A 26,035-nucleotide genomic window follows, 5' to 3' on the forward strand; every position below is an offset into this window, starting at 1 on the left:
AGCGTCATGCGGTGCCGCGGGGTATAGAAATCAACCAATTTTCAAGGGATTAAATGTGATACATCATCTCGACGATAATAAGAAGCAATGCTAGAATGGCATCGAGGTCAGGTAAAGCCTTCCAATTATATCTATACAAATATCCGTAAGGTTTGAAGATGGATTTATACTTTTCGATTTACTTAGTTTTCACATGCTTAGCCTTGGCAATTGTGATTTTTAGCCTACCGCTATTCAAATTTATAGATGAAGATACTGAACCGACAAGGTCAAACAGTATAGATGGTATGAGATACGTCCTTGCCTCATTTGTCATATTTCATCATATGGATTGTGCTTATACATTTATTAAAAAAGGCAATTGGGCTCCGACATCAGACTTGTTGCTCTATTTTGGGCGATACGGGGTTGCTTTATTTTTTATGATTACAGCTTTTTTGTTTTGGGGGAAAATCAGAAAAGCAAATGAAGTGGATTGGATTGAATTATATAAAAAACGCCTTTACAGAATTGCACCGCTATCCGTATTTTGCTCCATAGCAGCTCTATCTTTACTTTTCTTATTAACCGAACGAAATGAATTTTCTCTTAGTGTAATAAACAACGCGCTTTCCTGGTTTGATTTGGGACTCTGGAATGACAAACCGCCGGTCACTACTTTCCAGTATCCTTTTATGGCTCTGGCTGGGGTGACGTGGACACTGCGCTGGGAATGGATTTTCTATTTCTCTCTTCCGTTGTTATATATGTTCAAAAAATGGTCCTTTGAATTAACCATTTTTCTTTTTGCCTTCTCCGTATATTTTCTTCCAGGCTTTACGAACGATTCATCTTTGTGGTCTTATTTTTTCATCGGAATGTTATGCCGGGAAATCAAAGACAGAATAGTCATAACAAAAAAACTGGCCAATGCTGCTTTGATTTGCACGATTCTTATAACCCTGTTAGCGCAACCAACACTTTACGGTCCTTCTGAGAAACTATTCCTCTGCGCGATATTCTTTTCAGTAGTTTCAGGCGCGAATCTTTTTGGTTTTTTAATTACCAAAGCAGCCATTCGTCTCGGTGCAATAAGCTACAGTTTATATTTGACGCAAGGGTTGATTTTATTCCCTTTAATCCTTCACTTCAAAACAAACAATGAACCAGAGTTAAATGTTCATACTTTTGTGATCTTAGTCTTATGCTACGCGGCAATATGCTTTCTATCTTCCATTACTTACCACTTTATTGAAAGACCTTTCATAAAGAAAATGAGCATTAGTAGCATAAAGAAAGTATACGAGAAATAATCATCTCCGGCGCGCAGGCGCCGGAGATTAAAGTCATTATTATATGATTCATTGGTTTTATTTTTATGATATACCATAGCAGGTGTTTCTAACCCCTGAGATTTAAGCCCCCCTCTCAGGCGTTAGACTCACTTTGTTACACCACGCCATCCAACGGTTATCTTCTGGAGCAAGCTTGAAAGTAAATGTTGAGAATATACGGTTTACAGTGAGTTGCAAGTTTCGATGACGGAGGTCATAAAAGGTGTAAGTAATTGGAAAATCTCTGTTGAGAACTTTTAGATATTTAGAAAAAGATATATATTCCAGTCCGCTTAATTCACTTACACCTTCTGAGTTCAGAGGCTTATTCATGTCATGGCAATCCTTCAAACAGACTTACCTGGTTAAGTTCTGGTCACCTGTTCCGGCCGTCATCGCGGCAGGCATTCTCTCTACTTATTATTTCGGCATTACCGGCACCTTCTGGGCCGTCACCGGTGAATTCACCCGCTGGGGTGGGCAACTGCTGCAGCTCGCAGGCGTACACACCGAAGAGTGGGGATACTTCAAACTCATTCACCTGGACGGTACCCCGCTTACCCGTATCGACGGGATGATGATCGTCGGCATGTTCGGCGGCTGCTTCGCTGCGGCGCTGTGGGCAAACAACGTTAAGCTGCGCATGCCCAAAAGCCGCGTTCGCATCATGCAGGCGGTAGTCGGGGGTATGATTGCCGGGTTTGGCGCCCGCCTGGCGATGGGCTGTAATCTGGCCGCGTTCTTTACGGGGATTCCGCAGTTCTCCCTTCATGCCTGGTTTTTTGCCGTGGCCACGGCGATTGGCTCTTACTTCGGAGCAAAATTCACCCTTCTGCCGCTGTTCCGCATTCCGGTGAAAATGACAAAAGTCAGCGCGGCGTCCCCGCTAACCCAAAAACCGGAGCAGGCAAAGCGCCGTTTCCGCCTCGGAATGCTGGTCTTTTTCGCCATGGTGGCATGGGCGCTCTGCACCGCCCTGAACCAGCCTAAGCTCGGTCTGGCGATGCTGTTTGGCGTGGGTTTTGGTCTGCTCATTGAACGCGCGCAGATCTGCTTCACCTCCGCGTTTCGCGATATGTGGATCACCGGACGCACGATGATGGCGAAGGCGATTATCGCCGGGATGGCGGTCAGCGCCATCGGCATCTTCAGCTATGTTCAACTGGGCGTCGAACCGAAAATCATGTGGGCCGGTCCTAACGCGGTCATTGGCGGCCTGCTGTTCGGCTTCGGGATCGTGCTGGCTGGCGGATGTGAAACCGGCTGGATGTATCGCGCCGTCGAAGGCCAGGTGCACTACTGGTGGGTGGGGCTGGGTAATGTGATTGGCTCGACGATCCTGGCGTACTACTGGGATGACGTGTCACCCGTCCTGGCCACCCGCTGGGATAAGGTTAATCTGCTGAATACCTTCGGACCTCTCGGCGGCCTGCTCGTCACCTACGCCCTGCTGTTGGTCGCTTTTTTACTGGTCGTCGCACAGGAGAGACGTTTCTTCCGCCGTGCGAGCGTTAAAACAGATACGCAGGAGAATGCAGCATGAAAGAGATCGTGCCTGATTATCGTCTGGATATGGTTGGCGAGCCCTGTCCCTATCCGGCGGTGGCTACGCTTGAAGCGCTGCCGCAGCTTAAGAAAGGTGAAATTCTGGAGGTGGTCAGCGACTGCCCGCAGTCCATCAACAACATACCGCTGGATGCGAAAAACCACGGTTATACGGTGCTGGATATCCAGCAGGATGGTCCAACCATTCGCTATCTGATTCAAAAATGATCGCTAAGGGCCTCGTCAGGGGCCTTTATCGTATTGAATTATAAGACATCTTGATCCACGACAAAAACGTTATTTATGACTTAAGTAAAATCTCATTTCCCTTTTGAAGGAGGTTTTCGCGGTTTGATGTATTTACGAGCTTTACTGGTCTTCGCCTTATTGATTCCCTTCCACGCGCTGTCCCTGAATTTCTCTTCTACTTTCCTGCGTCTTAATTGTCCGCAAAGAGGACTTGTCGAGGTTATTCTGCACGTTTATGACCACACTCAGGAACGGTGGCGCGGCCATTTTGAAACCGGTGCGGGGCATAAACGTGCGGGTGATACCGAAATGATCCCGTTTGCCAACGGCGATATTCTCTTCCATTCCGTATCCAGCGACGCTTTCAGCTATTTATATGATGGGGAAACGATCCTGAGGCACTGCGTAAAGCTCGATGAGCGGCCGGTTTATCCGTCGTTTTGACGTGAGCAAAGCAAACTGGCCACCCTGTGGCCAGTTTGACGGGGGATCAGAAACGATAACCCGCAGAGAACATAAACACCCACGGATCCAGGCGAGTGCTGATACTTTGCTGCTGACCGCCCGCCTTGAAGCGTACGTCCGTATCAATATCCATATACCAGACCGAGGCGTTGATCAGCCAGTCGCGGTTAATCAGATAGTCCAGACCAACCTGCCCAGCCATACCCCACGAGTCTTTCAGGCTGAGATCGGAGAGTCCTGCTTCTTTGCCGGTATCGTTGAATTTCTCATCGAAGAAGGTGGTGTAGTTCACACCCGCGCCAATATATGGACGCACCTTGCTGCTGGCATCGCCAAAGTACCATTGCGCCATCAGCGTTGGCGGTAAATGGTGAACCGTGGCGATATCACCGGTCGTACCAAGACCGACACGGTGACGGAACGGTGTTGCCGCCAGAAGCTCAACCCCAACGTTATCCGTCGCCATCCAGGTGAATGTTAAACCTAACTGGGTGTTGTTACTGACGTTAAAACCGCCCATACCCAGCACGTTATCCGATCCTTCAGTTGGGCGAACCGTAGCCGAACCGGCACGAATAAAGAATTCGCCTGCTTCATGCGCATACGCGCCGCCAGAGAGACTGCTTAATACAAGGGCTGCCACCGCTAATTTTTTCATATCCGCTCCATCGTTGTGGTTTTAATCGCGGATGAGAATATACTCACAAAAGAGTAATAAGTGATCTGCCACAGATCACATTAAAACCAGTAAGTTAACATTCATTGATCTGGGTTAATTTTTTGTGGTGCTTTGAAAAGCAATAAGTTGTTTCTATGTCAATTTTTGGCATTTCACAGTTACAAAATTTTCTCTTTTCCCCCTCTTGCTCTTCCTCTGTCGGCTGGATAATTTATCGCTCTCACAAGTTGATTTGATGCGTTCTTTTTTGCAGGTGTGCCATGAGTGAAGTTAACCCGTGCATGACGTGCGGAGCCTGTTGTGCGTATTTTCGAGTCTCTTTCTACTGGGCTGAAGCCAGCGATGGCGGCGGTACCGTTCCGGTTCATCTTACTGAGCCGTTAACCCCCTTTCTACGCTGCATGAGCGGCACCAATCAAAAGCAGGCCCGCTGTGTCGCGCTGCAGGGTGAGCCCGGGGTTTCGACCCGGTGCGCAATCTATGAGGATCGCCCCAGCCCGTGCCGGGAATTTGCCATGTCGGGGGAAGATGGGCAGGTCAACGAAGCCTGTAATCGCGCCCGCGCGCGCTTTGGATTACCGCCGCTTTACAAAGATATGCTTTTCCATACAAGCCTTGATGCTGCCACAGCAGGTTCATCCGGTGTACAATTGCCGGCTAATTAACACCTGCAATACGCAAGGAGAGTGCATGTCTATCACGGCGAAGTCTGTCTACCGTGACACGGGAAATTTTTTCCGCAATCAGTTCATTACCTTTTTACTGATCGCGTTGCTTTGTGCCTTTATCACTGTGGTGCTGGGTCATGCGTTCTCACCGAGTGAAGAACAGATTGCCAGCCTGAGCCAGGGCGACCATCTTGCAGGAAGCGTTGGGCTATTTGAACTGGTGCAAAACATGACGCCTGAGCAGCAACAAATTCTGCTCCGGGCGTCTGCCGCATCCACGTTTTCTGGCCTGATTGGTAACGCCATTCTGGCGGGCGGCGTTTTGCTGATGATCCAACTGGTGTCGGCGGGCCACCGGGTCAGCGCCTTGCGGGCGATTGGTGCCAGCGCGCCGGTCTTACCTAAGCTGTTTATTCTGATCTTTTTAACCACCATGCTGGTGCAGATGGGAATTATGCTGGTTGTGGTGCCGGGCGTGTTACTGGCTATTGTGCTCGCTTTTGCCCCAGTAATGGTCGTTCAGGATAAAATGGGAATTTTTACCGCGATGCGCAGCAGCATCCGACTCGCATGGGCTAATATGCGTCTGGTGGCTCCCGCAGTCATTGCCTGGCTGCTGGCAAAAACGCTCCTGCTCCTGTTTGCTCCGAATTTTGCGGTATTAACCCCGAACGTTGGCGCGGTGGTCGCGAATACACTGAGCAACCTGATTTCAGCGGTGCTGCTTGTCTATCTGTTCCGCCTGTATATGTTAATTCGTCAGTAACCCTGATGCCGGGTGCATTACAGGGTCCGGCTCAACAAAGAAGATGGAATCACAGAATGAAGCAGTTTCTTGATTTTTTACCGCTGGTGGTCTTTTTCGCGTTTTACAAACTGTATGACATTTATGCTGCCACCACGGCGCTGATTATTGCGACAGCGGTTGTGCTGATCTACAGCTGGGTGCGCTACCGTAAAGTTGAAAAAATGGCGCTGGTAACGTTCGTCCTTGTCGCCGTATTCGGTGGGCTAACCCTCTTCTTCCACAATGATGAATTTATCAAGTGGAAAGTGACGGTGATCTACGCGCTGTTTGCGGGTGCGCTGCTCATCAGCCAGTGGGTGATGAAAAAGCCGCTGATCCAGCGCATGCTCGGCAAAGAGCTGACGCTGCCTCAGGAGGTCTGGTCGCGCCTGAATATCGCCTGGGCGGTGTTCTTTATCCTTTGCGGTCTTGCCAATATCTATATCGCTTTCTGGCTGCCACAGAATATCTGGGTCAACTTTAAGGTCTTCGGCCTGACGGCCCTGACGCTGATATTCACCCTGCTAAGCGGCATTTATATCTATCGCCACATGCCGCAGGACGACAAGCACTGATTGCTGACTGACCAGAACGTGTTCGACAGGCGTTCTGGTCTATTCTCTCCGCTGTGAAATCATAGTAGCATCCCGCCTGAAGTCTTCCGTTATGAGTTAAAACAATGACAACAAATAACGCCCCTCAGGGCGAACTGGTTTTACGCACACTGGCAATGCCCGCTGACACCAATGCCAATGGCGATATTTTTGGCGGCTGGCTGATGTCGCAGATGGATATGGGCGGCGCAATTCTGGCAAAAGAGATTGCTCACGGACGCGTGGTGACCGTGCGGGTGGATGGAATGACCTTCCTGCGTCCGGTTGCGGTAGGTGATGTGGTTTGCTGTTACGCCCGCTGCGTAAAGCGCGGCAATACATCCATCTCCATCAATATTGAAGTCTGGGTGAAGAAAGTCTCTTCTGAACCGATTGGACAGCGCTATAAAGCAACTGAAGCGCTGTTTATTTATGTCGCTGTCGATAGCGACGGTAAACCTCGTCAGCTTCCGCCAGCCTGAGTGGCAGGCAAAGAAAAGCCTCCTTTCGGAGGCTTTTCTTATTCCATCTGCGCCCCGCCATTCAGGCGGAAAACAATGTTCACGATCAGTCCGCTTCCCGGTTTACCGGGTTCGTAGCGCCATCTGCGCATCGCCGACTTCACTTCACGCTCAAACATATTTGAAGGTTGCGCAGACAAGATTTCCACGTTATCCACGCGGCCATCCGCAGTGACGTCAAATTTCACCCGTACGCGACCTTCAATACGCAAGGCCTGAGCTCGCGCCGGATACTGAGGCTGATTACGGCTCAACGCACGTGGGCCCGCTGGTGCGGCAACCGTCGGCTTCGCCGCCGGTGCGCTGTTATTCATGACCGGACGCGAAGGCGCTGCATTCTCGACCGTCTGGGTCGCGCGCGGTTCAACCGGGCGTTCTTCACGTTTCGGACGCTCCTCGACCTTCTTCACCGGTTTTGGCTTCGGCTTAGGTTTTGGCTTCGGTTCAGGTTTGTGGATCACCACCGGTGCCTCCTTCGGTGGCTCCGGTACAGGCTCGGGTTCCGGTTCAGGCTCAGCAACCGGCTGTGGCGGTGGTGGCGCAACCTGCGGCGGTTCGAGATCCGCTGGCGAGACCATGGTTACCGAGATCGGCTGGGCGGGTGCGGGCATTTCAATAACCTGATGAACCGAGGTGTAGAGCAAACCCGCCACGACGGCACCGTGAATCACGACGGACAACAGCGTCGGCCAGGGAAAGCGGCGAGGTAAATCAAGGGTCATCGAAGTCATAATCATCAACGTTAAAAAACCGGACCCTGATTTTAAATGCAAATAGCAATCATATTCAATAAGACACTTTGTTCTGGCGCAATTTAAGCGCAGGAGTGGTCAAAAAAAGGACATCCAGGTCGGGGTATTAACGTTGTTTTTATCTTTACATTGCAGTCAATTGCCCTTTCACATAACGTAACTGACACTTTACAACGCTTAAGGAGCTTCACCGTGCTTTACGTGATTTACTCTGAAGATGTCGCTGATTCCCTCGAAAAACGTCTCTCTGTTCGCCCTGCCCATCTGGCTCGCCTGCAGCTGCTCCAGGACGAAGCCCGTTTGCTGACCGCGGGTCCAATGCCTGCTGTTGACAGCAATGACCCGGGAGCCGCCGGTTTTTCTGGCTCCACGGTTATTGCTGAGTTTGAGTCTCTTGAAGCGGCGCAGGCCTGGGCTGACGCAGACCCATACGTTGCGGCGGGTGTGTATGCAAAAGTGACGGTGCGACCGTATAAGAAAGTCTTCTGATGTAAAAAGGCTCCCGCAGGAGCCTTTCTTCACATCAATGTAGTGACGCTAACCGCGCCGCAAACCCGACAAACAGCAGCCCTATCAGCCCGTTCCCCAGCTTTGCCAGTTTCTTTTTGGTTTTCAGATAACGCGTAACAAACGCCCCAGAGAAGATCAGGAAGCTCATGTACATAAAGCTAATCAGCTCAAGCGTGGTAGCGAGGATCAGGAAAGAAGTCCCGGTATTTTGCGCATTCACGTCGATAAACTGCACAAAGAACGAAACGTAGAACAGAATCGCTTTTGGATTGGTCAGGCTCAGGACGAGGGAGCGTTTCATGATCGTGCTGGCAGGCTCGGTTCCACTCTCTTGAGCGTTATTCTGACGTGTGATCACCGACCAGAGCATTTTTCCGCCCAACCACAGCAGATAGAAAGCCCCGAGATAGCGCACGATATTAAAGAGTACGGGGGTCGTCTGGATCAATGCCGCAACACCCGCCCAGGCCAGGAACATCAATACCGCATCACCAATAAACACACCGGTCGCGGCAAGATACCCTTTTTTCACACCGTGACCGATCCCCGTTTTCAGCACAAACAGGGTGTTTGGCCCGGGAACCAGCACGATAAAAAATGCGCCAACAACATACGTCCAGAAATTCAGTACACCAAACTCCGCAAACACCTCTCCCTCCTTTTGCTAAAAATAACCGGAATATCGCCGCAATAACGATATTCGCAAAATAAGACACAATATAATCAGCGGGCACCTTGCGGTGCCCTCATGGGTTTCAGATATCCTGGACTGCGAACAGCAACGCATTGCGGTGCCGGGTCAATCCACATTTTCTGATGGCGTGGATACGCATATTGCGGCGGGATTGTGCTTCCAGCCAACGAGCCTTGCGACGACTCACCTGTCGCAACATACGCCAGCGCCCTACTTCTGTTCTACTGCGCTTCATGTCTACAACTCTTTCTCAAACAGAGCCGCCATTATAAACCCAACCCGACAGCAAACCAGCGCTTTTACCTGGCGTTTTTATTTGCCAGATGAATCCTGATGCGTACACTCATAACAATACGCTTTCAAAAGGATTTTTTTATCTATGACAACCTTCTACACCGTGGTGAGTTGGCTGGTCATTCTGGGATACTGGCTGTTAATCGCGGGTGTGACGTTACGCATCCTGATGAAGCGCAGAGCCGTACCCTCTGCCATGGCCTGGCTTCTGATCATTTATATCCTCCCACTGGTGGGAATTATTGCCTATCTCTCTTTCGGTGAGCTTCATCTGGGTAAACGCCGTGCCGAGCGGGCGCGCGCAATGTGGCCTTCCACCGCGAAGTGGCTTAACGATCTCAAAGCCTGTAAGCATATCTTTGCCGAGGAGAACAGCAGCGTCGCCTCCTCGCTGTTTAAGCTCTGCGAGCGCCGCCAGGGGATTGGCGGCGTTAAGGGCAATCAGCTCCAGCTTCTGACGTCGTCTGATGATGTCATGCAGGCGTTAATCCGCGATATTCAGCTGGCTCGCCATAATATTGAGATGGTGTTTTATATCTGGCAGCCCGGCGGCATGGCTGACCAGGTCGCTGAATCCCTGATGGCGGCCGCACGCAGGGGGATCCACTGCCGTCTGATGCTGGACTCCGCGGGCAGCGTGGCATTTTTCCGTAGCCCCTGGGCGGGCATGATGCGTAACGCCGGTATCGAGGTGGTTGAGGCGCTGAAGGTGAATCTCCTGCGCGTGTTTCTGCGCCGGATGGACCTTCGCCAGCACCGTAAAATGGTCATGATCGATAACTATATTGCCTACACCGGCAGTATGAACATGGTTGACCCGCGCTTCTTTAAACAGGACTCCGGCGTCGGGCAATGGGTGGATCTGATGGCGCGAATGGAGGGACCGATTGCCACCTCGATGGGGATCGTTTACTCCTGCGACTGGGAGATAGAGACCGGCAAGCGTATCCTGCCGCCACCGCCGGATGGCAATATTATGCCGTTTGAAGAGGCCAGCGGTCATACAATTCATACTATCGCCTCCGGACCAGGCTTCCCGGAGGACTTGATTCACCAGGCGCTGCTGACGGCAACCTACTCCGCGCGTGAATATCTGATCATGACGACGCCCTACTTTGTCCCCAGCGATGATCTGCTGCACGCGATTTGTACCGCAGCGCAGCGCGGCGTCGATGTCAGTATCATTCTGCCACGCAAAAATGACTCTCTTCTGGTGGGCTGGGCCAGCCGTGCCTTCTTTAGCGAACTGCTTGCCGCCGGGGTGAAAATTTACCAGTTTGAAGGCGGTCTCCTGCACACCAAGAGCGTGCTGGTCGACGGCGAATTAAGCCTGGTGGGCACGGTTAACCTTGATATGCGCAGCCTGTGGCTAAACTTTGAAATCACCCTGGTGATTGATGACGCCGGCTTTGGCGGTGACCTGGCGGCGGTTCAGGATGACTATATCTCCCGCTCGCGGCTGCTGGATGCCAGGCTGTGGGTAAAACGTCCGTTATGGCAGCGAATAGCTGAACGACTGTTTTACTTCTTTAGTCCGTTGCTGTAAAACGTGCCCAACGATGTTAAACAGGTAGTCATCATGGAAATGGATCTGAACAATCGCCTGACCGAAGACGAAACGCTCGAGCAGGCCTATGACATTTTTCTCGAACTGGCGGTTGATAACCTCGATCCCGCAGACGTGATCCTCTTTAATCTGCAGTTCGAAGAGCGCGGCGGTGCCGAATTGTTCGACCCTTCAGAGGACTGGGCCGAACATGTAGATTTCGACCTGAACCCTGACTTCTTTGCCGAAGTGGTTATTGGGCTGGCTGATGAAGACGGCGGTGAAATTAACGACATTTTTGCGCGCGTCCTGCTGTGTCGTGAGAAAGACCACAAGCTGTGCCACATACTCTGGCGCGAATAATAAAAAAGGCTGCGATAGCAGCCTTTTTTATTTAATCCGGTAACGCGCTTCCGCAGCGGTTGCAAAACCGCGCGCTGTGTTCATGATCGACCTGGAGGCAGTTCGGACATTTGCGCCGCTGTTTATGGTTCTGAAACGCGCTGCTCATGTGCGTGGTAATAAGCCCCGTCGGAATGGCAATTACCGAATACCCAATCAGAATCAGCACGGATGCCACAATACGTCCCAGCGGCGTATGGGGCGTGATATCGCCATACCCCACGGTCGTAACGGTCACTATCGCCCAGTAGACGGAAGCGTTGAGCGTCGTGAAGCCATATTTCGGCCCTTCGATCAAATACATCAGCGCGCCAAAAACAATCATCACGATGGCAATAAAGGAATAGAACAGAATAAGCTGATGGCGTGCGCTGACGATCGCGCTCCAGAATACGCGCAGCGACGGCATAAAGCGCAGTAACTTCAGAATACGCAAGACCCGAATAACGCGCATCGCTCGCCAGGCGAAAACATAGTTGAGGCTGATCTCCGGCCACAGCCACATCACATAGAGCGGCAGGATCGTCGCTAAATCAATAAAGCCCCAGAAGCTAAAGACGTACTTTGCCGGGTTGGGCCAGCAAACAACACGCAGAATATACTCAGCGGTAAAGACCAGGGTAATAATAAGTTCCAGCCAGACAAACGCATGCCATTCCTCAAATGTCAGGTGATATTGCGTACCCACACCCGATTCAATAAAGATGACCACTACGCTCAATAGCGCAAACAGCGCACACAGACCTTCAAAACGGCGTCCCGATACCGTTTCAGGATCGAATAAAAGATGATAGAGCCGCCGACGGGCTGAAGTGAATAAACGCGACACGGTAACCTCGCAAGAAAATAAGGGCTGACATCATGTCAGCCCTTGCGATTATAGCGGGTCTACTTTCAGGCAGGAAACCGCATGTCGGAAACTGCCCTCCAGCACCGGTCGCGTTTTCGCGCATTCCGGCCCGGCCATCGGGCATCGCGTGCGGAAAACGCAGCCCGACGGCGGATTGATCGGCGAAGGCAATTCCCCTTCCAGAAGCTGAATCGTTTTATTCTTTTCCAGATCCGGATCGGGGATCGGCACCGCCGACATCAGCGCTTTGGTATAAGGGTGCAGCGGGTTATGGTACACCTCGTCATAGGTTCCCAGTTCCACGGCATGGCCCAGGTACATCACCAGCACGCGGTCGGAGATGTGTTTTACCACCGCCAGGTCGTGCGCAATGAAGATCAGCGACAGCCCCATTTCGCGCTGCAATTTCTGAAGCAGGTTAACCACCTGCGCTTGAATCGACACGTCCAGCGCGGAGACCGGCTCATCACAGATAATCAGTTTCGGCTCAAGGATAAGCGCACGCGCAATGCCAATACGCTGACACTGGCCGCCTGAAAATTCATGCGGGTAACGGTTAATGAGGTTAGGCAACAGCCCGACTTTGAGCATCATCGCCTTCACGCGATCGCGGACTTCCTGACGCGGCATCTTTGGATGATAGGTGCGCAGCGGTTCGGCGATAATCTCACCGATGGTCATACGCGGGTTTAATGACGCCAGCGGATCCTGGAAAATCATCTGGATATCGCTGCGCACGTCGCGCCACTCGTCAGGCTTCATGCCCAGCAGATCTTTACCCAGCCAGGCCACTTTGCCGCCGGTGGCTTTCACCAGACCGATAATTGCACGCGCAAAGGTGGATTTACCGCAGCCGGATTCGCCCACCACGCCCAGGGTTTCCCCCTCATACAGACGCAAGGTGACGCCATCTACCGCTTTCAGGGTCTTCGGCGGCTGCCAGAACCACTGCTTGCCGTCTTTGATGTCGAAATGCACCTTGAGGTCGGCGATTTCGAGCAGCACGTTGCGTTTTTCATCTACTGCGTTCATACCAGCTCCTCCTGCGGCTTAAAGCAGGCGCGCAGACGGCCTGGGGCAAATTCTTCCAGCGGCGGCGCGCTGTTACAGATTTCCATCGCGTGCGGGCAGCGCGGCTGGAACGGACAGCCTTTCGGCAGTCGCAGCAGGTTTGGCGGGTTGCCCGGAATGGTGAGCAGGGATTCCCCCTCCGCATCAAGACGCGGTACCGCGTTCAGCAGGCCAATCGAGTACGGATGGGCTGGCTGATAGAACACGTCGCGCGCTTTGCCGTATTCCATGGTGCGCCCGGCGTACATCACCAGCACTTTGTCACAGATACCGGCAACCACGCCCAGATCGTGGGTGATCATGATAATCGCCGTGTTGAACTCACGCTTAAGCTCGTTCAGCAGGGTCATGATTTGCGCCTGCACGGTGACGTCCAGCGCGGTAGTCGGTTCATCGGCAATCAGCAGTTTTGGCCGGCACAGCAGCGCCATGGCAATCATCACGCGCTGACGCATACCGCCAGAGAACTCGTGCGGGAACATGCGCATGCGCTTGCGCGCTTCCGGCATTTTTACCGCATCCAGCATTTTAACGGATTCCTCAAAAGCTTCCGCTTTGCCCAAACCTTTGTGCAGCATCAGGACTTCCATCAGCTGCTCACCGACGCGCATATACGGGTTCAGGGAGGTCATCGGATCCTGGAAAATCATTGAGATCTGTTCGGCGCGAAGCTTGTTCAGCTCGAGCTCCGGCAGGTTAAGAATTTCGCGACCGTTGAATTTCGCCGAACCGCCAATCACGCCGTTAGCGGCCAGCAGGCCCATTAACGCAAATGCCGTCTGGGATTTCCCGGAGCCGGATTCACCCACGATCCCCAGCGTTTCCCCTTTGCTCAGGTTAAAGTTGAGATCGTTGACCGCAGTAACATCGCCGTCCGGGGTTTTAAAGGTCACGCGGAGGTCTTTAACATCCAGCAGAAGATTGCTCTGCTGCTGCGCCTGTGGCGCGGTGGCCGTTTCAATAATTGTCATGACGGCGCTCCTTAACGGTCTTTCGGGTCGAGGGCATCACGCAGGCCATCGCCGATAAAGTTAAAACAAAACAGGGTAACGACCAGGAAACCCGCCGGATAAAGCAGCAGCCACGGTGAAACTTCCATCGAGTTTGCGCCGTCGCTCAGCAGCGCACCCCAGCTGCTCAGTGGCTCCTGCGTGCCCAGCCCCAGGAAGCTGAGGAAGGATTCAAACAGAATCATGCTTGGCACCAGCAGTGAGGCATAGACCACCACCACGCCCAGCACGTTAGGCACGATATGACGAACCACGATATTACTGGTTGATACCCCCCCTACCTGCGCCGCTTCGATAAACTCTTTGCGTTTGAGGCTCAGCGTCTGGCCGCGCACGATACGCGCCATATCCAGCCAGGAAACCATCCCGATGGCCACGAAGATCAACAGGATGTTCTGGCCGAAGAAGGTCACCAGCAAAATCACGAAGAACATAAACGGGAAGGAGTTCAGGATTTCCAGGAGACGCATCATCACCGAGTCTACTTTGCCGCCAAGGTAGCCGAAAAGCGCGCCGTAAAGCGTCCCCACGATCACCGCCACCAGCGCGGCGGCGATACCGACCATCAGAGAAATACGGCCACCAATCGCCACGCGCACCAGCAAATCACGGCCGGATGAATCGGTACCGAAATAGTGGCCGGACTCCATATCAGGCGAACTGGACATCATGCCCCAGTCCGTATCGAAATAGGTAAATTGCGACAGCATCGGCGCCAGGGTGACAAACAGCGCGATGATCACCAGCACAACCAGGCTGGCGACCGCCGCACGGTTATGCATAAAGCGACGGCGCGCGTCCTGCCAGAGGCTACGACCTTCTACTTCCAGTTTTTCACTGAAGTTTTCCAGCGCCTCGCTGTTTTTCTTACTCAACATCATGGCGTGCTCCAGCGTTAGTAACGAATTTTCGGGTCGATAACGGCATACAGCACATCGACAACGGCGTTAAAGAGAATGGTCAGTGCGCCCACGAGGATCGTGAGGCTCAGAACGAGCGAGTAGTCACGGTTAAGCGCCCCGTTTACGAACAGTTGACCAATACCCGGCAGGCCGTAAATTGTTTCGATAACCATTGAACCCGTAATGATGCCGACGAATGCCGGTCCCATATAGGAAAGCACAGGCAGCAGCGCCGGCTTAAGCGCGTGGCGGAAGATGATCCGGCGCATCGGCAGCCCTTTCGCGCGCGCGGTGCGGATGAAGTTTGAGTGCAGCACTTCGATCATTGAACCACGGGTAATACGCGCGATACTGGCGATGTAGGCCAGCGATAATGCCACCATCGGCAAAATCATGAACTTCAATGCCCCGCCGTTCCAGCCGCCCCCGGGCAGCCATTTCAGCGTGATGGCAAATATCATCACCAGCAATGGCGCGACAACGAAGCTGGGTATGACTACCCCGGTCATTGCCACCCCCATTACGGCATAATCCCATTTGGTATTTTGTCTGAGCGCGGCGATAACGCCTGCGGTGACTCCGAGAACGACGGCCAGAATGAATGCTGCAGCACCCAGTTTTGCCGAGACCGGGAAGCTGGAGGCCACCAGATCGTTAACGGAATAGTCTTTATATTTAAATGACGGTCCAAAATCACCGTGCGCCAGCTGCTTCAGATAGTTGAAGTATTGGGTGGTGATGGGATCGTTTAAGTGATACTTCGCTTCGATGTTGGCCATGACTTCTGGCGGCAACGTACGTTCACCGGTAAATGGACTTCCCGGCGCGAGACGCATCATAAAAAAGGAAATCGTAATTAGAATAAATAACGTTGGTATCGCTTCTAAACAGCGACGCAGGATAAATTTCAACATTGCCCGTACCTTCTGGCGTGTGCCTGATGAATGTTACAAAGTAGACACAGTGGGGCAAGCCAGGCTCGCCCCACGTATTGCCATTAATGCTTGATAATATAAAGATTCTTAACGGAAATATTATCCAACGGGTCTTTACCGGTATAACCCCCTACCCATGGTTTCACCAGACGGGCGTTAACGTAGTAGTAAACCGGTACAATTGCAGAGTCTTTATCGAGCTGTTCTTCTGATTTCGCGTACAGCTCTGCACGCTGCGCATCGTCAGACACTTTCAGGGTTTCAGCGATGATCTTGTCAAACGCCGGGCTCTTATAGTGCGCCGTGTTGTTTGAACTGTCGCTGAGCATAGTGTTCAGGAATGATGTCGGTTCGTTATAGTCCGCACACCAGCCCGCACGCGCCACGTCGAAGGTCCCCTGATGACGCGTATCGAGGAAGGTTTTCCACTCCTGGTTTTCCAGCTTAACGTTCACGCCCAGGTTTTTCTTCCAGATAGACGCGACGGCAATCGCCAGTTTTTTATGCAGATCTGAGGTGTTATACAGCAGGTTGAACGTCAGCGGCTTGTCTGCGGTGTATCCTGCTTCAGCCAGCAGTTTTTTCGCTTCTTCGTTACGTTTTTCTTGCGACCATTTGAACCACTCAGGCTCAACCAGTTTCATCCCATCGGTATACGGAGGCGTGTAGCTGTACGCCGGCAGATCGCCCTGGTTTTTCACTTTGTTCACGATGATATCGCGATCCAGTGCCAGCTTCAGCGCAGTACGAACGCGCACGTCGGTGAACGGTGCTTTCTGGTTGTTGATTTCGTAATAATAGGTGCACAGATATGGATCGACGTGAACTTCTTTCGGGATCTCTTTCTTCAGCTTCTGGAACAGTTCAATCGGCATGTTGTTATAGGTCATGTCGATTTCACCGCTGCGGTAGCGGTTAACGTCGGTCACTTCGGAAGAGATTGGCAGGTAGGTGACCTGATTAATCACGGTCTTCGCGTTATCCCAGTACTGCGGGTTACGCTCCAGCACCATACGTTCGTTGACCACCCAGTCTTTCAGCTTATAGGCGCCGTTGGTCACGATATTGGCAGGCTGCGTCCATTTTTCACCAAATTTTTCCACGGCGGATTTTGGTACCGGCGAGACGGATGGGTGAACCAGCAGCTTATAGAAGTACGGAACAGGTTCGCTCAACGTCACTTCAAAGGTATTAGCATCGATCGCCTTCACGCCCAGGTCGGTGACCGGCTTTTTACCGGCGATAATGTCATCGATATTGGCGATGTGGCCATACTGCAGATAGCTCGCATACGGAGAGGCGGTATTTGGATTCGCCAGGCGCTGCCAGCTATATACGAAATCTTCGGCGGTAACCGGTGTACCGTCGGACCATTTGGCATCTTTACGCAGATGGAAGGTCCAGACTTTGAAATCTTTATTTTCCCACTTTTCTGCCACACCCGGTGCCGGGTGGCCGTCTACGTCAGTCACCAGCAGACCTTCGAACAGGTCGCGGTTAACGTTTGACTCAGGAACGCCTTCAATTTTATGCGGATCGAGAGACTGAACTTCCGCACCGTTGTTACGCACCAGCGTCTGTTTTTCCGCCAGTTGAACACCTGCAGGAACGTCCGCAGCCATTGCAGCGTTTCCCGCGATTAGCGCAGTTAAAATCCCCGCCGCTACCAGATTTTTTTTTGTGATGATGGACATTGTGTTGGTACTCCACTCATTATAATTACTGGCTTTCGCCAGCTGTCTAATCCCCTGTTGGGGCCTGTACAGCGCAGGAGTTTTTTTTTGCTGCTGTCAGGTTCTTTTTTTACTGCTTGCTATCACCGACTTTTTTATTACTGACCGCTCGTATGGCCGTCTTGCGTCGATTCTTGCCAGGCCTCCCCTGTTTGAGACCTGTGCTGGATATCTGAGAAGAGGATTATATGAAAATAATTCTCATCTACTTGTTTTAGGCTGCAAAATAGTAGGCCGGAAAGTATCAAATGGCGTAAACACGCGCCAATACATTTTGCAAATTTGTTAAGCAATTCTCTTTTACGGCCCAGGCCGTATCGTCCTGCCCAGCCCTTCCATACGTTGAGCACCCTAAAAAATACTTAAAATTCAAACCAATATGGAAGATTTTCCCTTCTGGCGCGTCGCTGCATTATCATCGCGTAGTTTTGTACGAAAATTTAACAATTGATTATTATTTAGCACATTCATCTAACGAAATGTTGAAATTACTAATATCATTTCGGTTATCCCGCAGCAAGCCCAAGACTATCGTGTGAGTAAAATAACAGTGTGTTCGAAGATTTTCTGTGCAGGCAGGCTTGAGATGAATTCATAACCCTATGAAATATATGAGATGAACATTATTAGTAGAATTTATTATGACAGGTAAGCTTTTCAACTTTATTTATATGATTTGCTGATATTGATACAAAAAAACGGCGCCGAAGCGCCGTTCTTTCGTATGAAATATCAATGTAACAAGCCGGGGAAAATGCTTTTAATACCCGTGACAATGAATTCGATCCCGAGTGCCATTAACAGCAGCCCCATGATACGCGTAATAACGTTGATGCCGGTCTGCCCCAGCAGGCGTACCAGCAACGGCGCCATGCGGAAGACGCCCCAGCAACAGAGCGCGAAAACGGCAATCGCGACAGAAAAACCAATTAAATGCATGAGGCTATGGTAACGCGTGCCCCAAACAATGGTTGAACTGATGGCACCCGGCCCGGCCATGAGGGGCAATGCCAGCGGAACCACGCCGATACTTTCGCGGATGGCGGTTTCTGACTTTTCCTGCTTGTTCTGCTTATCCTCACCCAGCTTACCGCTGATCATAGACATGGCAATGGTCACCACCAGGATCCCACCCGCAATGCGGAAGGAGTCAATCGAGATGCCAAAGAGCTGGAGAATGGCATCACCCAGGAAAAGCGAGGTGAGCAAAATGATTGCCACAGACAGGTTAGCGGTAAGATTGGTTTTGTTCCGGGCCGCCGCCGTCTGGTAACTGGTCATACTAATGAAGACAGGAATGATCCCCACCGGGTTGACCAGGGCAAACAGACCAATAAAAAATTTGAAATACGTTGGAAAATCAAAGAGCGTTTGGATCACGTTTTGCTCCGCTTTTGCGCATGCCCGGGACAGTTACATTGTTAGGAAAAATCGCGCTGAAGATACGCTTTTTATTAGCATACTTCACCAGAAATCTGTGCCAAAACGTTAGCATTTCAGAATGTTAAACATATGTTGAGACAATGATATCGTCACTTCCAATAGTTACTTAATTAATTAACAGTGGAAATATATCCATTAAATAACCCTGCTGAAAGGTATCAGCTTGGTGGAAAATTGACGCAGATCATGATTTCCGTACTCAGAAGTGAGTAATCTTGATTACGCCCCCAGGGAGGTCACCTGACAAAAAGGGATGATGCTAAGGTAAGGCTCTTTTAGTAAATTAGTGTACTGGAGCATAAAGTAACCCTTTGTTTTACTTTATGTAACGCAAGTCGTATTGGCACTGTCTATACTGTCTGACGTATCGAGCGCTGGTTTACTAAAAGAGTTTAAACATTATCAGGAGAGCATTATGGCTGTTACTAATATCGCTGAACTGAACGCCCTCGTCGAGCGCGTAAAAAAAGCCCAGCGTGAATATGCCAATTTCACCCAAGAACAGGTTGATAAAATCTTCCGCGCGGCCGCTCTGGCTGCTGCAGATGCTCGAATCCCTCTCGCTAAAATGGCCGTTGCCGAATCTGGCATGGGTATCGTTGAAGATAAAGTGATCAAAAACCACTTTGCTTCTGAGTATATCTACAACGCCTATAAAGATGAGAAAACCTGTGGCGTTCTGTCTGAAGACGACACCTTCGGGACGATCACCATCGCCGAACCTATCGGCATCATTTGCGGTATTGTTCCAACGACTAACCCTACTTCAACAGCTATCTTCAAATCGCTGATCAGCCTGAAGACCCGTAACGCAATCATCTTCTCTCCACATCCACGTGCGAAAGACGCAACAAATAAAGCAGCAGACATTGTTCTGCAGGCAGCAATTGCTGCGGGCGCACCAAAAGATCTGATTGGCTGGATCGACCAACCTTCTGTTGAACTGTCTAACGCGCTGATGCATCACCCGGACATTAACCTGATTCTGGCGACCGGTGGTCCTGGTATGGTTAAAGCAGCATACAGCTCCGGTAAACCAGCAATCGGTGTAGGCGCAGGTAACACCCCCGTTGTTATCGATGAAACCGCTGACATCAAACGTGCTGTTGCGTCTGTGCTGATGTCTAAAACCTTCGATAACGGCGTTATCTGTGCATCTGAACAGTCTGTAGTTGTTGTTGATTCCGTGTACGACGCAGTACGCGAGCGTTTCGCCAGCCACGGCGGCTACCTGCTGCAGGGCAAAGAGCTGAAAGCGGTTCAGGACATTATCCTGAAAAATGGCGCGCTGAACGCTGCTATCGTAGGTCAGCCAGCCTATAAAATCGCTGAACTCGCAGGCTTTACCGTTCCGGCGACCACCAAGATCCTGATCGGTGAAGTTAAAGTTGTCGACGAAAGCGAGCCGTTTGCTCACGAAAAACTGTCTCCTACGCTTGCTATGTACCGTGCGAAAGATTTCGAAGACGCGGTAGAAAAAGCCGAGAAGCTGGTTGCTATGGGCGGTATCGGTCATACCTCATGTCTGTACACCGACCAGGATAACCAGCCAGAGCGTGTCGCCCACTTCGGTCAGATGATGAAAACTGCCCGTATCCTGATTAACACCCCTGCTTCTCAGGGTGGTATCGGTGACCTGTATAACTTCAAACTCGCACCTTCCCTGACTCTGGGTTGTGGTTCCTGGGGTGGTAACTCCATCTCTGAAAACGTTGGTCCAAAACACCTGATCAACAAGAAAACCGTTGCTAAGCGAGCTGAAAACATGTTGTGGCACAAACTTCCGAAATCTATCTACTTCCGCCGTGGCTCTCTGCCAATCGCGCTGGATGAAGTGATTACTGATGGCCACAAACGTGCGCTCATCGTGACTGACCGTTTCCTGTTCAACAACGGCTACGCTGACCAGATCACCTCTGTGCTGAAAGCGGCTGGCGTCGAAACTGAAGTGTTCTTCGAAGTTGAAGCTGACCCAACCCTGAGCGTTGTACGCAAGGGTGCTGAACTGGCGAACTCCTTCAAACCAGATGTGATTATCGCACTGGGTGGTGGCTCCCCAATGGACGCCGCGAAAATCATGTGGGTTATGTACGAACATCCGGAAACCCACTTCGAAGAGCTGGCGCTGCGCTTTATGGACATCCGTAAACGTATCTACAAGTTCCCGAAAATGGGCGTGAAAGCGAAAATGATCGCCGTCACCACTACTTCCGGTACCGGCTCAGAAGTGACGCCATTCGCGGTAGTAACAGATGACGCAACAGGTCAGAAATACCCGCTGGCTGACTACGCGCTGACGCCAGATATGGCTATCGTTGATGCCAACCTGGTAATGGAAATGCCGAAGTCTCTGTGTGCGTTCGGTGGTCTGGATGCCGTGACTCACGCGCTGGAAGCCTACGTTTCTGTACTGGCGTCTGAGTTCTCTGACGGTCAGGCTCTGCAGGCTCTGAAACTGCTGAAAGAAAACCTGCCAGCGTCCTACAACGAAGGTTCTAAAAACCCTGTAGCACGTGAACGTGTCCACAGTGCAGCAACCATCGCCGGTATCGCGTTTGCGAACGCCTTCCTGGGTGTTTGCCACTCTATGGCGCACAAGCTGGGTTCACAGTTCCACATTCCTCACGGTCTGGCGAACGCCCTGTTGATCAGCAACGTTATCCGCTATAACGCCAACGACAACCCAACCAAGCAGACTGCGTTCAGCCAGTATGACCGTCCGCAAGCGCGCCGTCGTTATGCTGAAATCGCTGACCACCTTGGTCTGAGCGCACCGGGCGACCGTACTGCTGCGAAGATTGAGAAACTGCTGGCATGGCTGGAAAGCCTGAAAGCTGAACTGGGTATTCCTAAATCTATCCGTGAAGCAGGCGTTCAGGAAGCTGACTTCCTCGCTCACGTAGACAAGCTGTCTGAAGATGCCTTCGATGACCAGTGTACTGGTGCTAACCCGCGCTACCCACTGATCTCCGAGCTGAAACAGATTCTGCTGGATACCTACTACGGTCGTGAGTTCAAAGAAGGTGACGTTGCTGCTGTGAAAACAGAAGCTCCGGTCATTAAAGCTGACAAGAAAGCGAAGAAAAGCGCTTAACTGACAGCCTCAGGAAAAAACCCGCCTGTATGGCGGGTTTTTTTATGTCTGAATAACGGCGGATATTATTTTCTGTTGTCGTGCTGGATCGCCGTCAGCGAGCCTACGGACAACGCTTCCTTATAATGCTTACGACAGACCGACACATAGCGTTCATTGCCACCAATCACCACCTGCTCACCGTCCGCATAAGGTTTTCCAGCCTGGTCGAGACGAAGCACCATGCTGGCCTTGCGTCCGCAGAAACAGATAGTTTTTAGTTCAACCAGCTTATCTGACCAGGCAAGCAAATACTGGCTTCCGGCAAACAACTCCCCGCGGAAGTCCGTACGCAGCCCGTAGCACAGAACGGGGATATCGAGCTCATCAACCACTTCAGAGAGCGCGTGCACCTGTTCACGTGTCAGGAACTGGCTCTCATCAACCAGCACGCAGTGAATGGGCTCTGACGCATGCGCAGCGCGGATATCCTCCAGCAGGTCAGTTTGCGGGTTAAACAGCCTGGCTGGCGAAGAGAGGCCGATTCTGGAACTCACCTTCCCTGCACCGAAGCGATCGTCGATTTCAGCGGTATAAACAACGGTACGCATTCCTCGTTCCTGGTAATTGTATGAGGATTGCAGCAGTGCGGTGGATTTCCCGGCATTCATTGCCGAATAGTAGAAATAAAGTTGTGCCATTGGCCGTAAAACCCTAATCAATGTGTAATATTCCCGATGATTCATTGTACCATATTTTGTCTGGTCATCAGCGACACGCCGCACAAACGATGCCGTGCTGAAAGGTGTAAAACGCCGTCTTTTCGCAAAAATAATCCGCTAAAACAGAGAGTAATGACGGTCATGCTGGTGAATTGGTTATATGGTTAACCAAACATAACACTTCTTTTTATAGTGGAATCTGCGTTCATTAAAATTCACTATTTATTAACTATTCCTGCCTTAACACCGTCGCCTGGAACTAATACAAAAGGCTGATATTTATCCGCCGAAACTATAATTCCTGCGGCAAATGTCACAAAAAAAAGATGCAAGCGGCGGGGTTAAGCAGGTTATCGTGATAACAAGCGAGACTGCCAAAGAGGAAATTTAAGTTAGCGTAATTAATAATAGCGGCTTTATTTAGTATTTTTTGAATTCCTTACATTCCTGGCTATTGCACATCTGAATTTATGGCTCTATTATTAGGTCAACAAACCACCCCCCATTATAAGTTTGAGATTACTACAATGAGCGAAGCACTTAAAATTCTGAACAACATCCGTACTCTTCGTGCGCAGGCAAGAGAATGTACCCTTGAAACGCTCGAAGAAATGCTGGAAAAATTAGAAGTTGTAGTTAATGAACGTCGCGAAGAAGAAAGCGCTGCTGCAGCTGAAATCGAAGAGCGTACGCGTAAACTGCAACAATATCGTGAAATGCTGATTGCTGATGGTATCGATCCAAATGAATTGCTGAACAGCATTGCTGCTGCAAAAACCGGTACCAAAGCAAAACGCGCTGCCCGTCCTGCTAAATATAGCTATGTTGATGAGAACGGCGAAACTAAAACCTGGACCGGCCAGGGCCGTACTCCTGCTGTAATCAAGAAAGCTATGGATGAGCAAGGTAAACAGCTGGATGACTTCCTGATCAAGGATTAATCAAGCCGAATTCAGAAAAATCCCGCCTCTGGTGGGATTTTTTTTGCCCGCAATTTATCACTAACATCCACTTACACTCCGTCATAAAGCGTTATTTGGCTATTTAGTTTCGCTTACAAACAGGCTGGTCATGGCGTTTTATGGGCATAAAAAAACCGGTGGGCAGCGCCACACCGGTTTCATAGATTTACGCCTGGATTATTTCTTAATACCCATACTCTCTTTGAGCCAGCCTTTAAATTCTTCACCCAGCGTATTATGGCGAATGCCGTATTCAACGAACGCCTGCATATAACCGAGCTTATTACCGCAGTCATGGCTCTTACCTTTCATGTGGTAAGCCTCAACGGTCTCTTTCTCGATCAGCATATCAATGGCATCCGTCAGCTGGATTTCATCCCCTGCTCCTGGAGGCGTTTTCGCCAGCAGTGGCCAGATTTCAGCACTCAGGACATAGCGACCCACCACTGCCAGATTAGACGGCGCTACGTCGGCTTTAGGCTTCTCTACGACACCAACCATTGGCACGCTTTCGCCTGGCTCAAGGTTCACGCCCTTGCAGTCAACCACACCGTAAGCGGTCACGTCTTCAACTGGCTCAACCATGATCTGGCTGCAGCCCGTTTCGTCGAAGCGGTGGATCATCTCAGCCAGGTTGTCCTGGGAGAGATCGGATTCGTATTCATCCAGAATCACGTCAGGCAGAATAACCGCGACGGGCTCATCACCCACAACCGGGTGTGCACACATAACCGCGTGGCCCAGACCTTTAGCCAGCCCCTGACGAACCTGCATAATGGTGACGTGCGGAGGGCAAATAGACTGAACTTCTTCTAACAGCTGACGCTTAACGCGTTTTTCCAGCATGGCTTCGAGTTCAAAACTTGTATCGAAGTGGTTTTCGATAGAGTTTTTAGATGAATGCGTAACCAGCACAATTTCAGTAATGCCGGCCGCGATACACTCATTAACGACATACTGGATTAATGGCTTATCAACCAGAGGCAGCATCTCTTTAGGGATCGCCTTAGTTGCTGGTAACATCCTGGTCCCCAATCCCGCTACCGGGATGACGGCCTTTCTGACTTTCGAATTTAGGGCAGCCATTCAAATTCTCCTGAGCTGTTCAAGTTTTGAACTTTTATGCAATAAATAACGCGTTGAGTATATCAGCCTCGCCCCGCAGTCCGGGTCTGAAAAGAACGCGTTGCCGATGAATTAGGACAAATACGCATGAATCTGGGCAGCGATAGTAGCACTCCCGAGAAAACACAGGTAAAGCAATCTTAAAATTAAGATCCAATTGCTTATTCCGTGGACAACATTAAGCGAAGCCTTCCCCCGGCACCCCAAATTTGGCACTGCCAGGAAGAACAGCGATGGCTAATTTGATTTAGATACGCCGTTCCCAGTGTTCCAAGCGGCACCCCGTTACTCACCTGAATATGGTGTTCCCCGGTATTCAGTGACGCGTTGAGACCTGCAGAAACGAGGATAAGATTCTTTAAACCGCTATGGTAATAACCAACCAGCAGCGGGAACTGTCCGGGTAAATTGGCCTGACGAAAAAGCTGGTTTACCTGTTTGAGTAAACTGCCTAACTCAGGGAGCCGTTGTCCCTGATGTGATAACTGTTCCTGCAATAATCCATTAAAGAGTGCGCGAAGTAACAATGCAGCTAATACGCCATTATCCCCTGCACGGGTTACGTCCAGAGAATAAAATGCGAGGTCGGAATCAGACAGAGGTGCAATATCCAGCACCAGCCCAGGCTGATCGGCCGCCACCAGCTGGCGATAGTTTACGCGGCAGTGGGAAATAGTTTGCTGAACGGGAGGCTGAAGTTCTTGCAACAATTTCGCCGCCGCTGGCGGATTACTCACCAGCGCGTCCCAGTCCTGAAAAAGGCGTTCCTCTTCCTCAACGCGGGAATTAAACATATTTGGATAAAGGCACGCTAATACCGTCTCACGTAACCGGTTCAGATCTTTGACGGGTTTCAGCAAAATATCCTGAACGCCAAGACGTAATGCTTTGGCAATATCCGCCATATTTTCTGTCGCGGAGATCACCAGAATGGGCATCTGGTCACCCTCGTTGCGCAGATGTTCAACCAGTTTCAGCCCATTCATTCGCGGCATCGCGATGTCGCAAATCATCAGATCGGGCGTAATACCGGTCATTTTTTCCAGCGCGTCGACACCATCTTCAGCCAGTAAAGTGTTTGCTCCCAGCGAGGATAACCACGAATCCAGTAGCGATCGGAAAACGGGCTCGTCTTCAACAATCAAAATGTGTTTTCCGGCCAATGGCTGCGTCATGGTTCCTCCCCTGGCT

28 protein-coding genes are annotated in these 26,035 nt (G+C 50.9%); 13 read left to right on the top strand and 15 right to left on the bottom strand.

What is annotated here, in order from left to right; all coding sequences use genetic code 11:
- The first annotated feature begins 158 nt into the window (after positions 1-158).
- Positions 159-1,292, top strand: a complete 1,134-nt coding sequence (locus tag IB212_RS12510; RefSeq protein ID WP_041909624.1) for an acyltransferase — start codon at positions 159-161, stop codon at positions 1,290-1,292.
- A 102-nt stretch (positions 1,293-1,394) separates the two neighbouring features.
- Here the strand turns inward: IB212_RS12510 and IB212_RS12515 are convergent, their stop codons facing one another.
- Positions 1,395-1,646, bottom strand: coding sequence for a hypothetical protein (locus tag IB212_RS12515; protein WP_155963350.1), 252 nt, complete (start codon positions 1,644-1,646; stop codon positions 1,395-1,397).
- On the opposite strand from IB212_RS12515, the gene yedE reads away from it, so the two are divergent.
- The 3 genes from yedE to IB212_RS12530 all read left to right on the top strand — a co-directional run bounded on the left by yedE (position 1,645) and on the right by IB212_RS12530 (position 3,551).
- A complete protein-coding gene (gene yedE, locus IB212_RS12520) occupies positions 1,645-2,856 on the top strand; it encodes a selenium metabolism membrane protein YedE/FdhT (protein WP_041909622.1) in 1,212 nt (403 codons plus the stop codon). The two genes, IB212_RS12515 and yedE, sit on opposite strands and share 2 nt — an antisense overlap.
- Positions 2,853-3,086: a sulfurtransferase-like selenium metabolism protein YedF gene (yedF, locus tag IB212_RS12525; RefSeq protein WP_003856774.1), complete on the top strand. Its 234-nt coding sequence runs from the start codon at positions 2,853-2,855 to the stop codon at positions 3,084-3,086. The genes yedE and yedF overlap by 4 nt, the downstream gene beginning before the upstream one ends.
- A gap of 126 nt (positions 3,087-3,212) precedes the next feature.
- Entirely contained in the window at positions 3,213-3,551 is a 339-nt protein-coding gene (locus IB212_RS12530) for a hypothetical protein (RefSeq protein ID WP_071530987.1), read from the top strand.
- Positions 3,552-3,597: 46 nt separating this feature from the next.
- Here the strand turns inward: IB212_RS12530 and ompW are convergent, their stop codons facing one another.
- Complete coding sequence (gene ompW / locus IB212_RS12535) at positions 3,598-4,230, bottom strand: outer membrane protein OmpW (protein ID WP_188245574.1); 633 nt, start codon at positions 4,228-4,230, stop codon at positions 3,598-3,600.
- A gap of 281 nt (positions 4,231-4,511) precedes the next feature.
- Here ompW and IB212_RS12540 point away from each other — a divergent pair, with 281 nt between their 5' ends.
- From IB212_RS12540 to yciA, 4 genes are all read left to right on the top strand, one after another.
- On the top strand, positions 4,512-4,916 hold the full coding sequence (locus IB212_RS12540; protein ID WP_045630545.1) for a YkgJ family cysteine cluster protein: 405 nt from the start codon (positions 4,512-4,514) through the stop codon (positions 4,914-4,916).
- A gap of 25 nt (positions 4,917-4,941) precedes the next feature.
- Entirely contained in the window at positions 4,942-5,685 is a 744-nt protein-coding gene (locus IB212_RS12545; RefSeq protein WP_045630546.1) for a YciC family protein, read from the top strand.
- 56 nt (positions 5,686-5,741) lie between these two features.
- On the top strand, positions 5,742-6,281 hold the full coding sequence (locus IB212_RS12550) for a septation protein A (RefSeq protein ID WP_028013419.1): 540 nt from the start codon (positions 5,742-5,744) through the stop codon (positions 6,279-6,281).
- 104 nt (positions 6,282-6,385) lie between these two features.
- Positions 6,386-6,781, top strand: coding sequence for an acyl-CoA thioester hydrolase YciA (yciA, locus tag IB212_RS12555; RefSeq protein WP_041909616.1), 396 nt, complete (start codon positions 6,386-6,388; stop codon positions 6,779-6,781).
- A gap of 38 nt (positions 6,782-6,819) precedes the next feature.
- Here yciA and tonB read toward each other — a convergent pair whose 3' ends face one another.
- Positions 6,820-7,542: a TonB system transport protein TonB gene (gene tonB / locus IB212_RS12560; protein WP_188245667.1), complete on the bottom strand. Its 723-nt coding sequence runs from the start codon at positions 7,540-7,542 to the stop codon at positions 6,820-6,822.
- 222 nt (positions 7,543-7,764) lie between these two features.
- Between tonB and IB212_RS12565 the strand changes: the two genes are divergently transcribed.
- Positions 7,765-8,061, top strand: a complete 297-nt coding sequence (locus IB212_RS12565; protein ID WP_188245573.1) for a YciI family protein — start codon at positions 7,765-7,767, stop codon at positions 8,059-8,061.
- 34 nt (positions 8,062-8,095) lie between these two features.
- Here IB212_RS12565 and leuE read toward each other — a convergent pair whose 3' ends face one another.
- Together leuE and IB212_RS12575 are read right to left on the bottom strand one after the other, a co-directional pair.
- Positions 8,096-8,731 carry a leucine efflux protein LeuE gene (leuE, locus tag IB212_RS12570; RefSeq protein ID WP_028013423.1) on the bottom strand — a complete coding sequence of 212 codons (636 nt, stop codon included), beginning with the start codon at positions 8,729-8,731 and terminating at the stop codon, positions 8,096-8,098.
- Between the two features lie 106 nt (positions 8,732-8,837).
- Entirely contained in the window at positions 8,838-9,011 is a 174-nt protein-coding gene (locus tag IB212_RS12575) for a YciY family protein (RefSeq protein ID WP_086379783.1), read from the bottom strand.
- Positions 9,012-9,155: 144 nt separating this feature from the next.
- Between IB212_RS12575 and cls the strand changes: the two genes are divergently transcribed.
- Positions 9,156-10,616 (top strand): cardiolipin synthase, encoded by a 1,461-nt coding sequence (gene cls / locus IB212_RS12580; protein ID WP_028013424.1) that lies wholly within the window; start codon positions 9,156-9,158, stop codon positions 10,614-10,616.
- A gap of 33 nt (positions 10,617-10,649) precedes the next feature.
- Entirely contained in the window at positions 10,650-10,979 is a 330-nt protein-coding gene (locus tag IB212_RS12585; RefSeq protein ID WP_006810881.1) for an HI1450 family dsDNA-mimic protein, read from the top strand.
- Between the two features lie 31 nt (positions 10,980-11,010).
- Here the strand turns inward: IB212_RS12585 and IB212_RS12590 are convergent, their stop codons facing one another.
- From IB212_RS12590 to IB212_RS12620, 7 genes are all read right to left on the bottom strand, one after another.
- On the bottom strand, positions 11,011-11,847 hold the full coding sequence (locus tag IB212_RS12590; protein ID WP_041909610.1) for an ion transporter: 837 nt from the start codon (positions 11,845-11,847) through the stop codon (positions 11,011-11,013).
- A gap of 48 nt (positions 11,848-11,895) precedes the next feature.
- Positions 11,896-12,900: a murein tripeptide/oligopeptide ABC transporter ATP-binding protein OppF gene (gene oppF / locus IB212_RS12595; RefSeq protein ID WP_041909608.1), complete on the bottom strand. Its 1,005-nt coding sequence runs from the start codon at positions 12,898-12,900 to the stop codon at positions 11,896-11,898.
- Positions 12,897-13,910: an ABC transporter ATP-binding protein gene (locus tag IB212_RS12600; RefSeq protein WP_028013427.1), complete on the bottom strand. Its 1,014-nt coding sequence runs from the start codon at positions 13,908-13,910 to the stop codon at positions 12,897-12,899. The genes oppF and IB212_RS12600 overlap by 4 nt, the downstream gene beginning before the upstream one ends.
- Before the next feature lie 11 nt (positions 13,911-13,921).
- Positions 13,922-14,830, bottom strand: a complete 909-nt coding sequence (oppC, locus tag IB212_RS12605) for an oligopeptide ABC transporter permease OppC (RefSeq protein ID WP_188245572.1) — start codon at positions 14,828-14,830, stop codon at positions 13,922-13,924.
- Positions 14,831-14,844: 14 nt separating this feature from the next.
- Entirely contained in the window at positions 14,845-15,765 is a 921-nt protein-coding gene (gene oppB, locus IB212_RS12610) for an oligopeptide ABC transporter permease OppB (RefSeq protein ID WP_028013429.1), read from the bottom strand.
- An 83-nt stretch (positions 15,766-15,848) separates the two neighbouring features.
- Positions 15,849-17,480 carry an oligopeptide ABC transporter substrate-binding protein OppA gene (gene oppA, locus IB212_RS12615; RefSeq protein ID WP_028013430.1) on the bottom strand — a complete coding sequence of 544 codons (1,632 nt, stop codon included), beginning with the start codon at positions 17,478-17,480 and terminating at the stop codon, positions 15,849-15,851.
- A gap of 771 nt (positions 17,481-18,251) precedes the next feature.
- Complete coding sequence (locus IB212_RS12620) at positions 18,252-18,899, bottom strand: YchE family NAAT transporter (RefSeq protein WP_041909604.1); 648 nt, start codon at positions 18,897-18,899, stop codon at positions 18,252-18,254.
- Positions 18,900-19,377: 478 nt separating this feature from the next.
- On the opposite strand from IB212_RS12620, the gene adhE reads away from it, so the two are divergent.
- Positions 19,378-22,056, top strand: a complete 2,679-nt coding sequence (gene adhE / locus IB212_RS12625) for a bifunctional acetaldehyde-CoA/alcohol dehydrogenase (RefSeq protein ID WP_028013432.1) — start codon at positions 19,378-19,380, stop codon at positions 22,054-22,056.
- A 65-nt stretch (positions 22,057-22,121) separates the two neighbouring features.
- Here adhE and tdk read toward each other — a convergent pair whose 3' ends face one another.
- On the bottom strand, positions 22,122-22,736 hold the full coding sequence (gene tdk / locus IB212_RS12630) for a thymidine kinase (RefSeq protein WP_028013433.1): 615 nt from the start codon (positions 22,734-22,736) through the stop codon (positions 22,122-22,124).
- Positions 22,737-23,284: 548 nt separating this feature from the next.
- On the opposite strand from tdk, the gene hns reads away from it, so the two are divergent.
- Positions 23,285-23,698 carry a histone-like nucleoid-structuring protein H-NS gene (gene hns / locus IB212_RS12635; RefSeq protein WP_028013434.1) on the top strand — a complete coding sequence of 138 codons (414 nt, stop codon included), beginning with the start codon at positions 23,285-23,287 and terminating at the stop codon, positions 23,696-23,698.
- 198 nt (positions 23,699-23,896) lie between these two features.
- Here hns and galU read toward each other — a convergent pair whose 3' ends face one another.
- The gene (gene galU / locus IB212_RS12640; RefSeq protein ID WP_028013435.1) at positions 23,897-24,805 is read right to left on the bottom strand and encodes a UTP--glucose-1-phosphate uridylyltransferase GalU; all 909 of its coding nucleotides are present in this window, start codon (positions 24,803-24,805) and stop codon (positions 23,897-23,899) included.
- A 200-nt stretch (positions 24,806-25,005) separates the two neighbouring features.
- Positions 25,006-26,019 carry a two-component system response regulator RssB gene (rssB, locus tag IB212_RS12645; protein WP_028013436.1) on the bottom strand — a complete coding sequence of 338 codons (1,014 nt, stop codon included), beginning with the start codon at positions 26,017-26,019 and terminating at the stop codon, positions 25,006-25,008.
- Positions 26,020-26,035 lie beyond the last annotated feature (16 nt).

The sequence above is a fragment of the Enterobacter sp. E12 genome, from assembly GCF_014596715.2.
Taxonomy (GTDB): domain Bacteria; phylum Pseudomonadota; class Gammaproteobacteria; order Enterobacterales; family Enterobacteriaceae; genus Enterobacter; species Enterobacter bugandensis.

What these genes read in the sequence shown, in the direction of transcription:
- IB212_RS12545 (WP_045630546.1), top strand. Translation starts at nt 4,942, where the DNA reads ATGTCTATCACGGCGAAGTCTGTCTACCGTGACACGGGAAATTTTTTC.
- galU (WP_028013435.1), bottom strand. Translation starts at nt 24,805, where the DNA reads ATGGCTGCCCTAAATTCGAAAGTCAGAAAGGCCGTCATCCCGGTAGCG.
- oppA (WP_028013430.1), bottom strand. Translation starts at nt 17,480, where the DNA reads ATGTCCATCATCACAAAAAAAAATCTGGTAGCGGCGGGGATTTTAACT.
- hns (WP_028013434.1), top strand. Translation starts at nt 23,285, where the DNA reads ATGAGCGAAGCACTTAAAATTCTGAACAACATCCGTACTCTTCGTGCG.
- IB212_RS12585 (WP_006810881.1), top strand. Translation starts at nt 10,650, where the DNA reads ATGGAAATGGATCTGAACAATCGCCTGACCGAAGACGAAACGCTCGAG.
- tdk (WP_028013433.1), bottom strand. Translation starts at nt 22,736, where the DNA reads ATGGCACAACTTTATTTCTACTATTCGGCAATGAATGCCGGGAAATCC.
- rssB (WP_028013436.1), bottom strand. Translation starts at nt 26,019, where the DNA reads ATGACGCAGCCATTGGCCGGAAAACACATTTTGATTGTTGAAGACGAG.
- IB212_RS12530 (WP_071530987.1), top strand. Translation starts at nt 3,213, where the DNA reads ATGTATTTACGAGCTTTACTGGTCTTCGCCTTATTGATTCCCTTCCAC.
- yciA (WP_041909616.1), top strand. Translation starts at nt 6,386, where the DNA reads ATGACAACAAATAACGCCCCTCAGGGCGAACTGGTTTTACGCACACTG.
- oppC (WP_188245572.1), bottom strand. Translation starts at nt 14,830, where the DNA reads ATGATGTTGAGTAAGAAAAACAGCGAGGCGCTGGAAAACTTCAGTGAA.
- IB212_RS12600 (WP_028013427.1), bottom strand. Translation starts at nt 13,910, where the DNA reads ATGACAATTATTGAAACGGCCACCGCGCCACAGGCGCAGCAGCAGAGC.
- IB212_RS12575 (WP_086379783.1), bottom strand. Translation starts at nt 9,011, where the DNA reads ATGAAGCGCAGTAGAACAGAAGTAGGGCGCTGGCGTATGTTGCGACAG.
- yedE (WP_041909622.1), top strand. Translation starts at nt 1,645, where the DNA reads ATGTCATGGCAATCCTTCAAACAGACTTACCTGGTTAAGTTCTGGTCA.
- oppF (WP_041909608.1), bottom strand. Translation starts at nt 12,900, where the DNA reads ATGAACGCAGTAGATGAAAAACGCAACGTGCTGCTCGAAATCGCCGAC.
- yedF (WP_003856774.1), top strand. Translation starts at nt 2,853, where the DNA reads ATGAAAGAGATCGTGCCTGATTATCGTCTGGATATGGTTGGCGAGCCC.
- IB212_RS12515 (WP_155963350.1), bottom strand. Translation starts at nt 1,646, where the DNA reads ATGAATAAGCCTCTGAACTCAGAAGGTGTAAGTGAATTAAGCGGACTG.
- IB212_RS12540 (WP_045630545.1), top strand. Translation starts at nt 4,512, where the DNA reads ATGAGTGAAGTTAACCCGTGCATGACGTGCGGAGCCTGTTGTGCGTAT.
- oppB (WP_028013429.1), bottom strand. Translation starts at nt 15,765, where the DNA reads ATGTTGAAATTTATCCTGCGTCGCTGTTTAGAAGCGATACCAACGTTA.
- adhE (WP_028013432.1), top strand. Translation starts at nt 19,378, where the DNA reads ATGGCTGTTACTAATATCGCTGAACTGAACGCCCTCGTCGAGCGCGTA.
- ompW (WP_188245574.1), bottom strand. Translation starts at nt 4,230, where the DNA reads ATGAAAAAATTAGCGGTGGCAGCCCTTGTATTAAGCAGTCTCTCTGGC.
- IB212_RS12550 (WP_028013419.1), top strand. Translation starts at nt 5,742, where the DNA reads ATGAAGCAGTTTCTTGATTTTTTACCGCTGGTGGTCTTTTTCGCGTTT.
- cls (WP_028013424.1), top strand. Translation starts at nt 9,156, where the DNA reads ATGACAACCTTCTACACCGTGGTGAGTTGGCTGGTCATTCTGGGATAC.
- IB212_RS12510 (WP_041909624.1), top strand. Translation starts at nt 159, where the DNA reads ATGGATTTATACTTTTCGATTTACTTAGTTTTCACATGCTTAGCCTTG.
- tonB (WP_188245667.1), bottom strand. Translation starts at nt 7,542, where the DNA reads ATGACCCTTGATTTACCTCGCCGCTTTCCCTGGCCGACGCTGTTGTCC.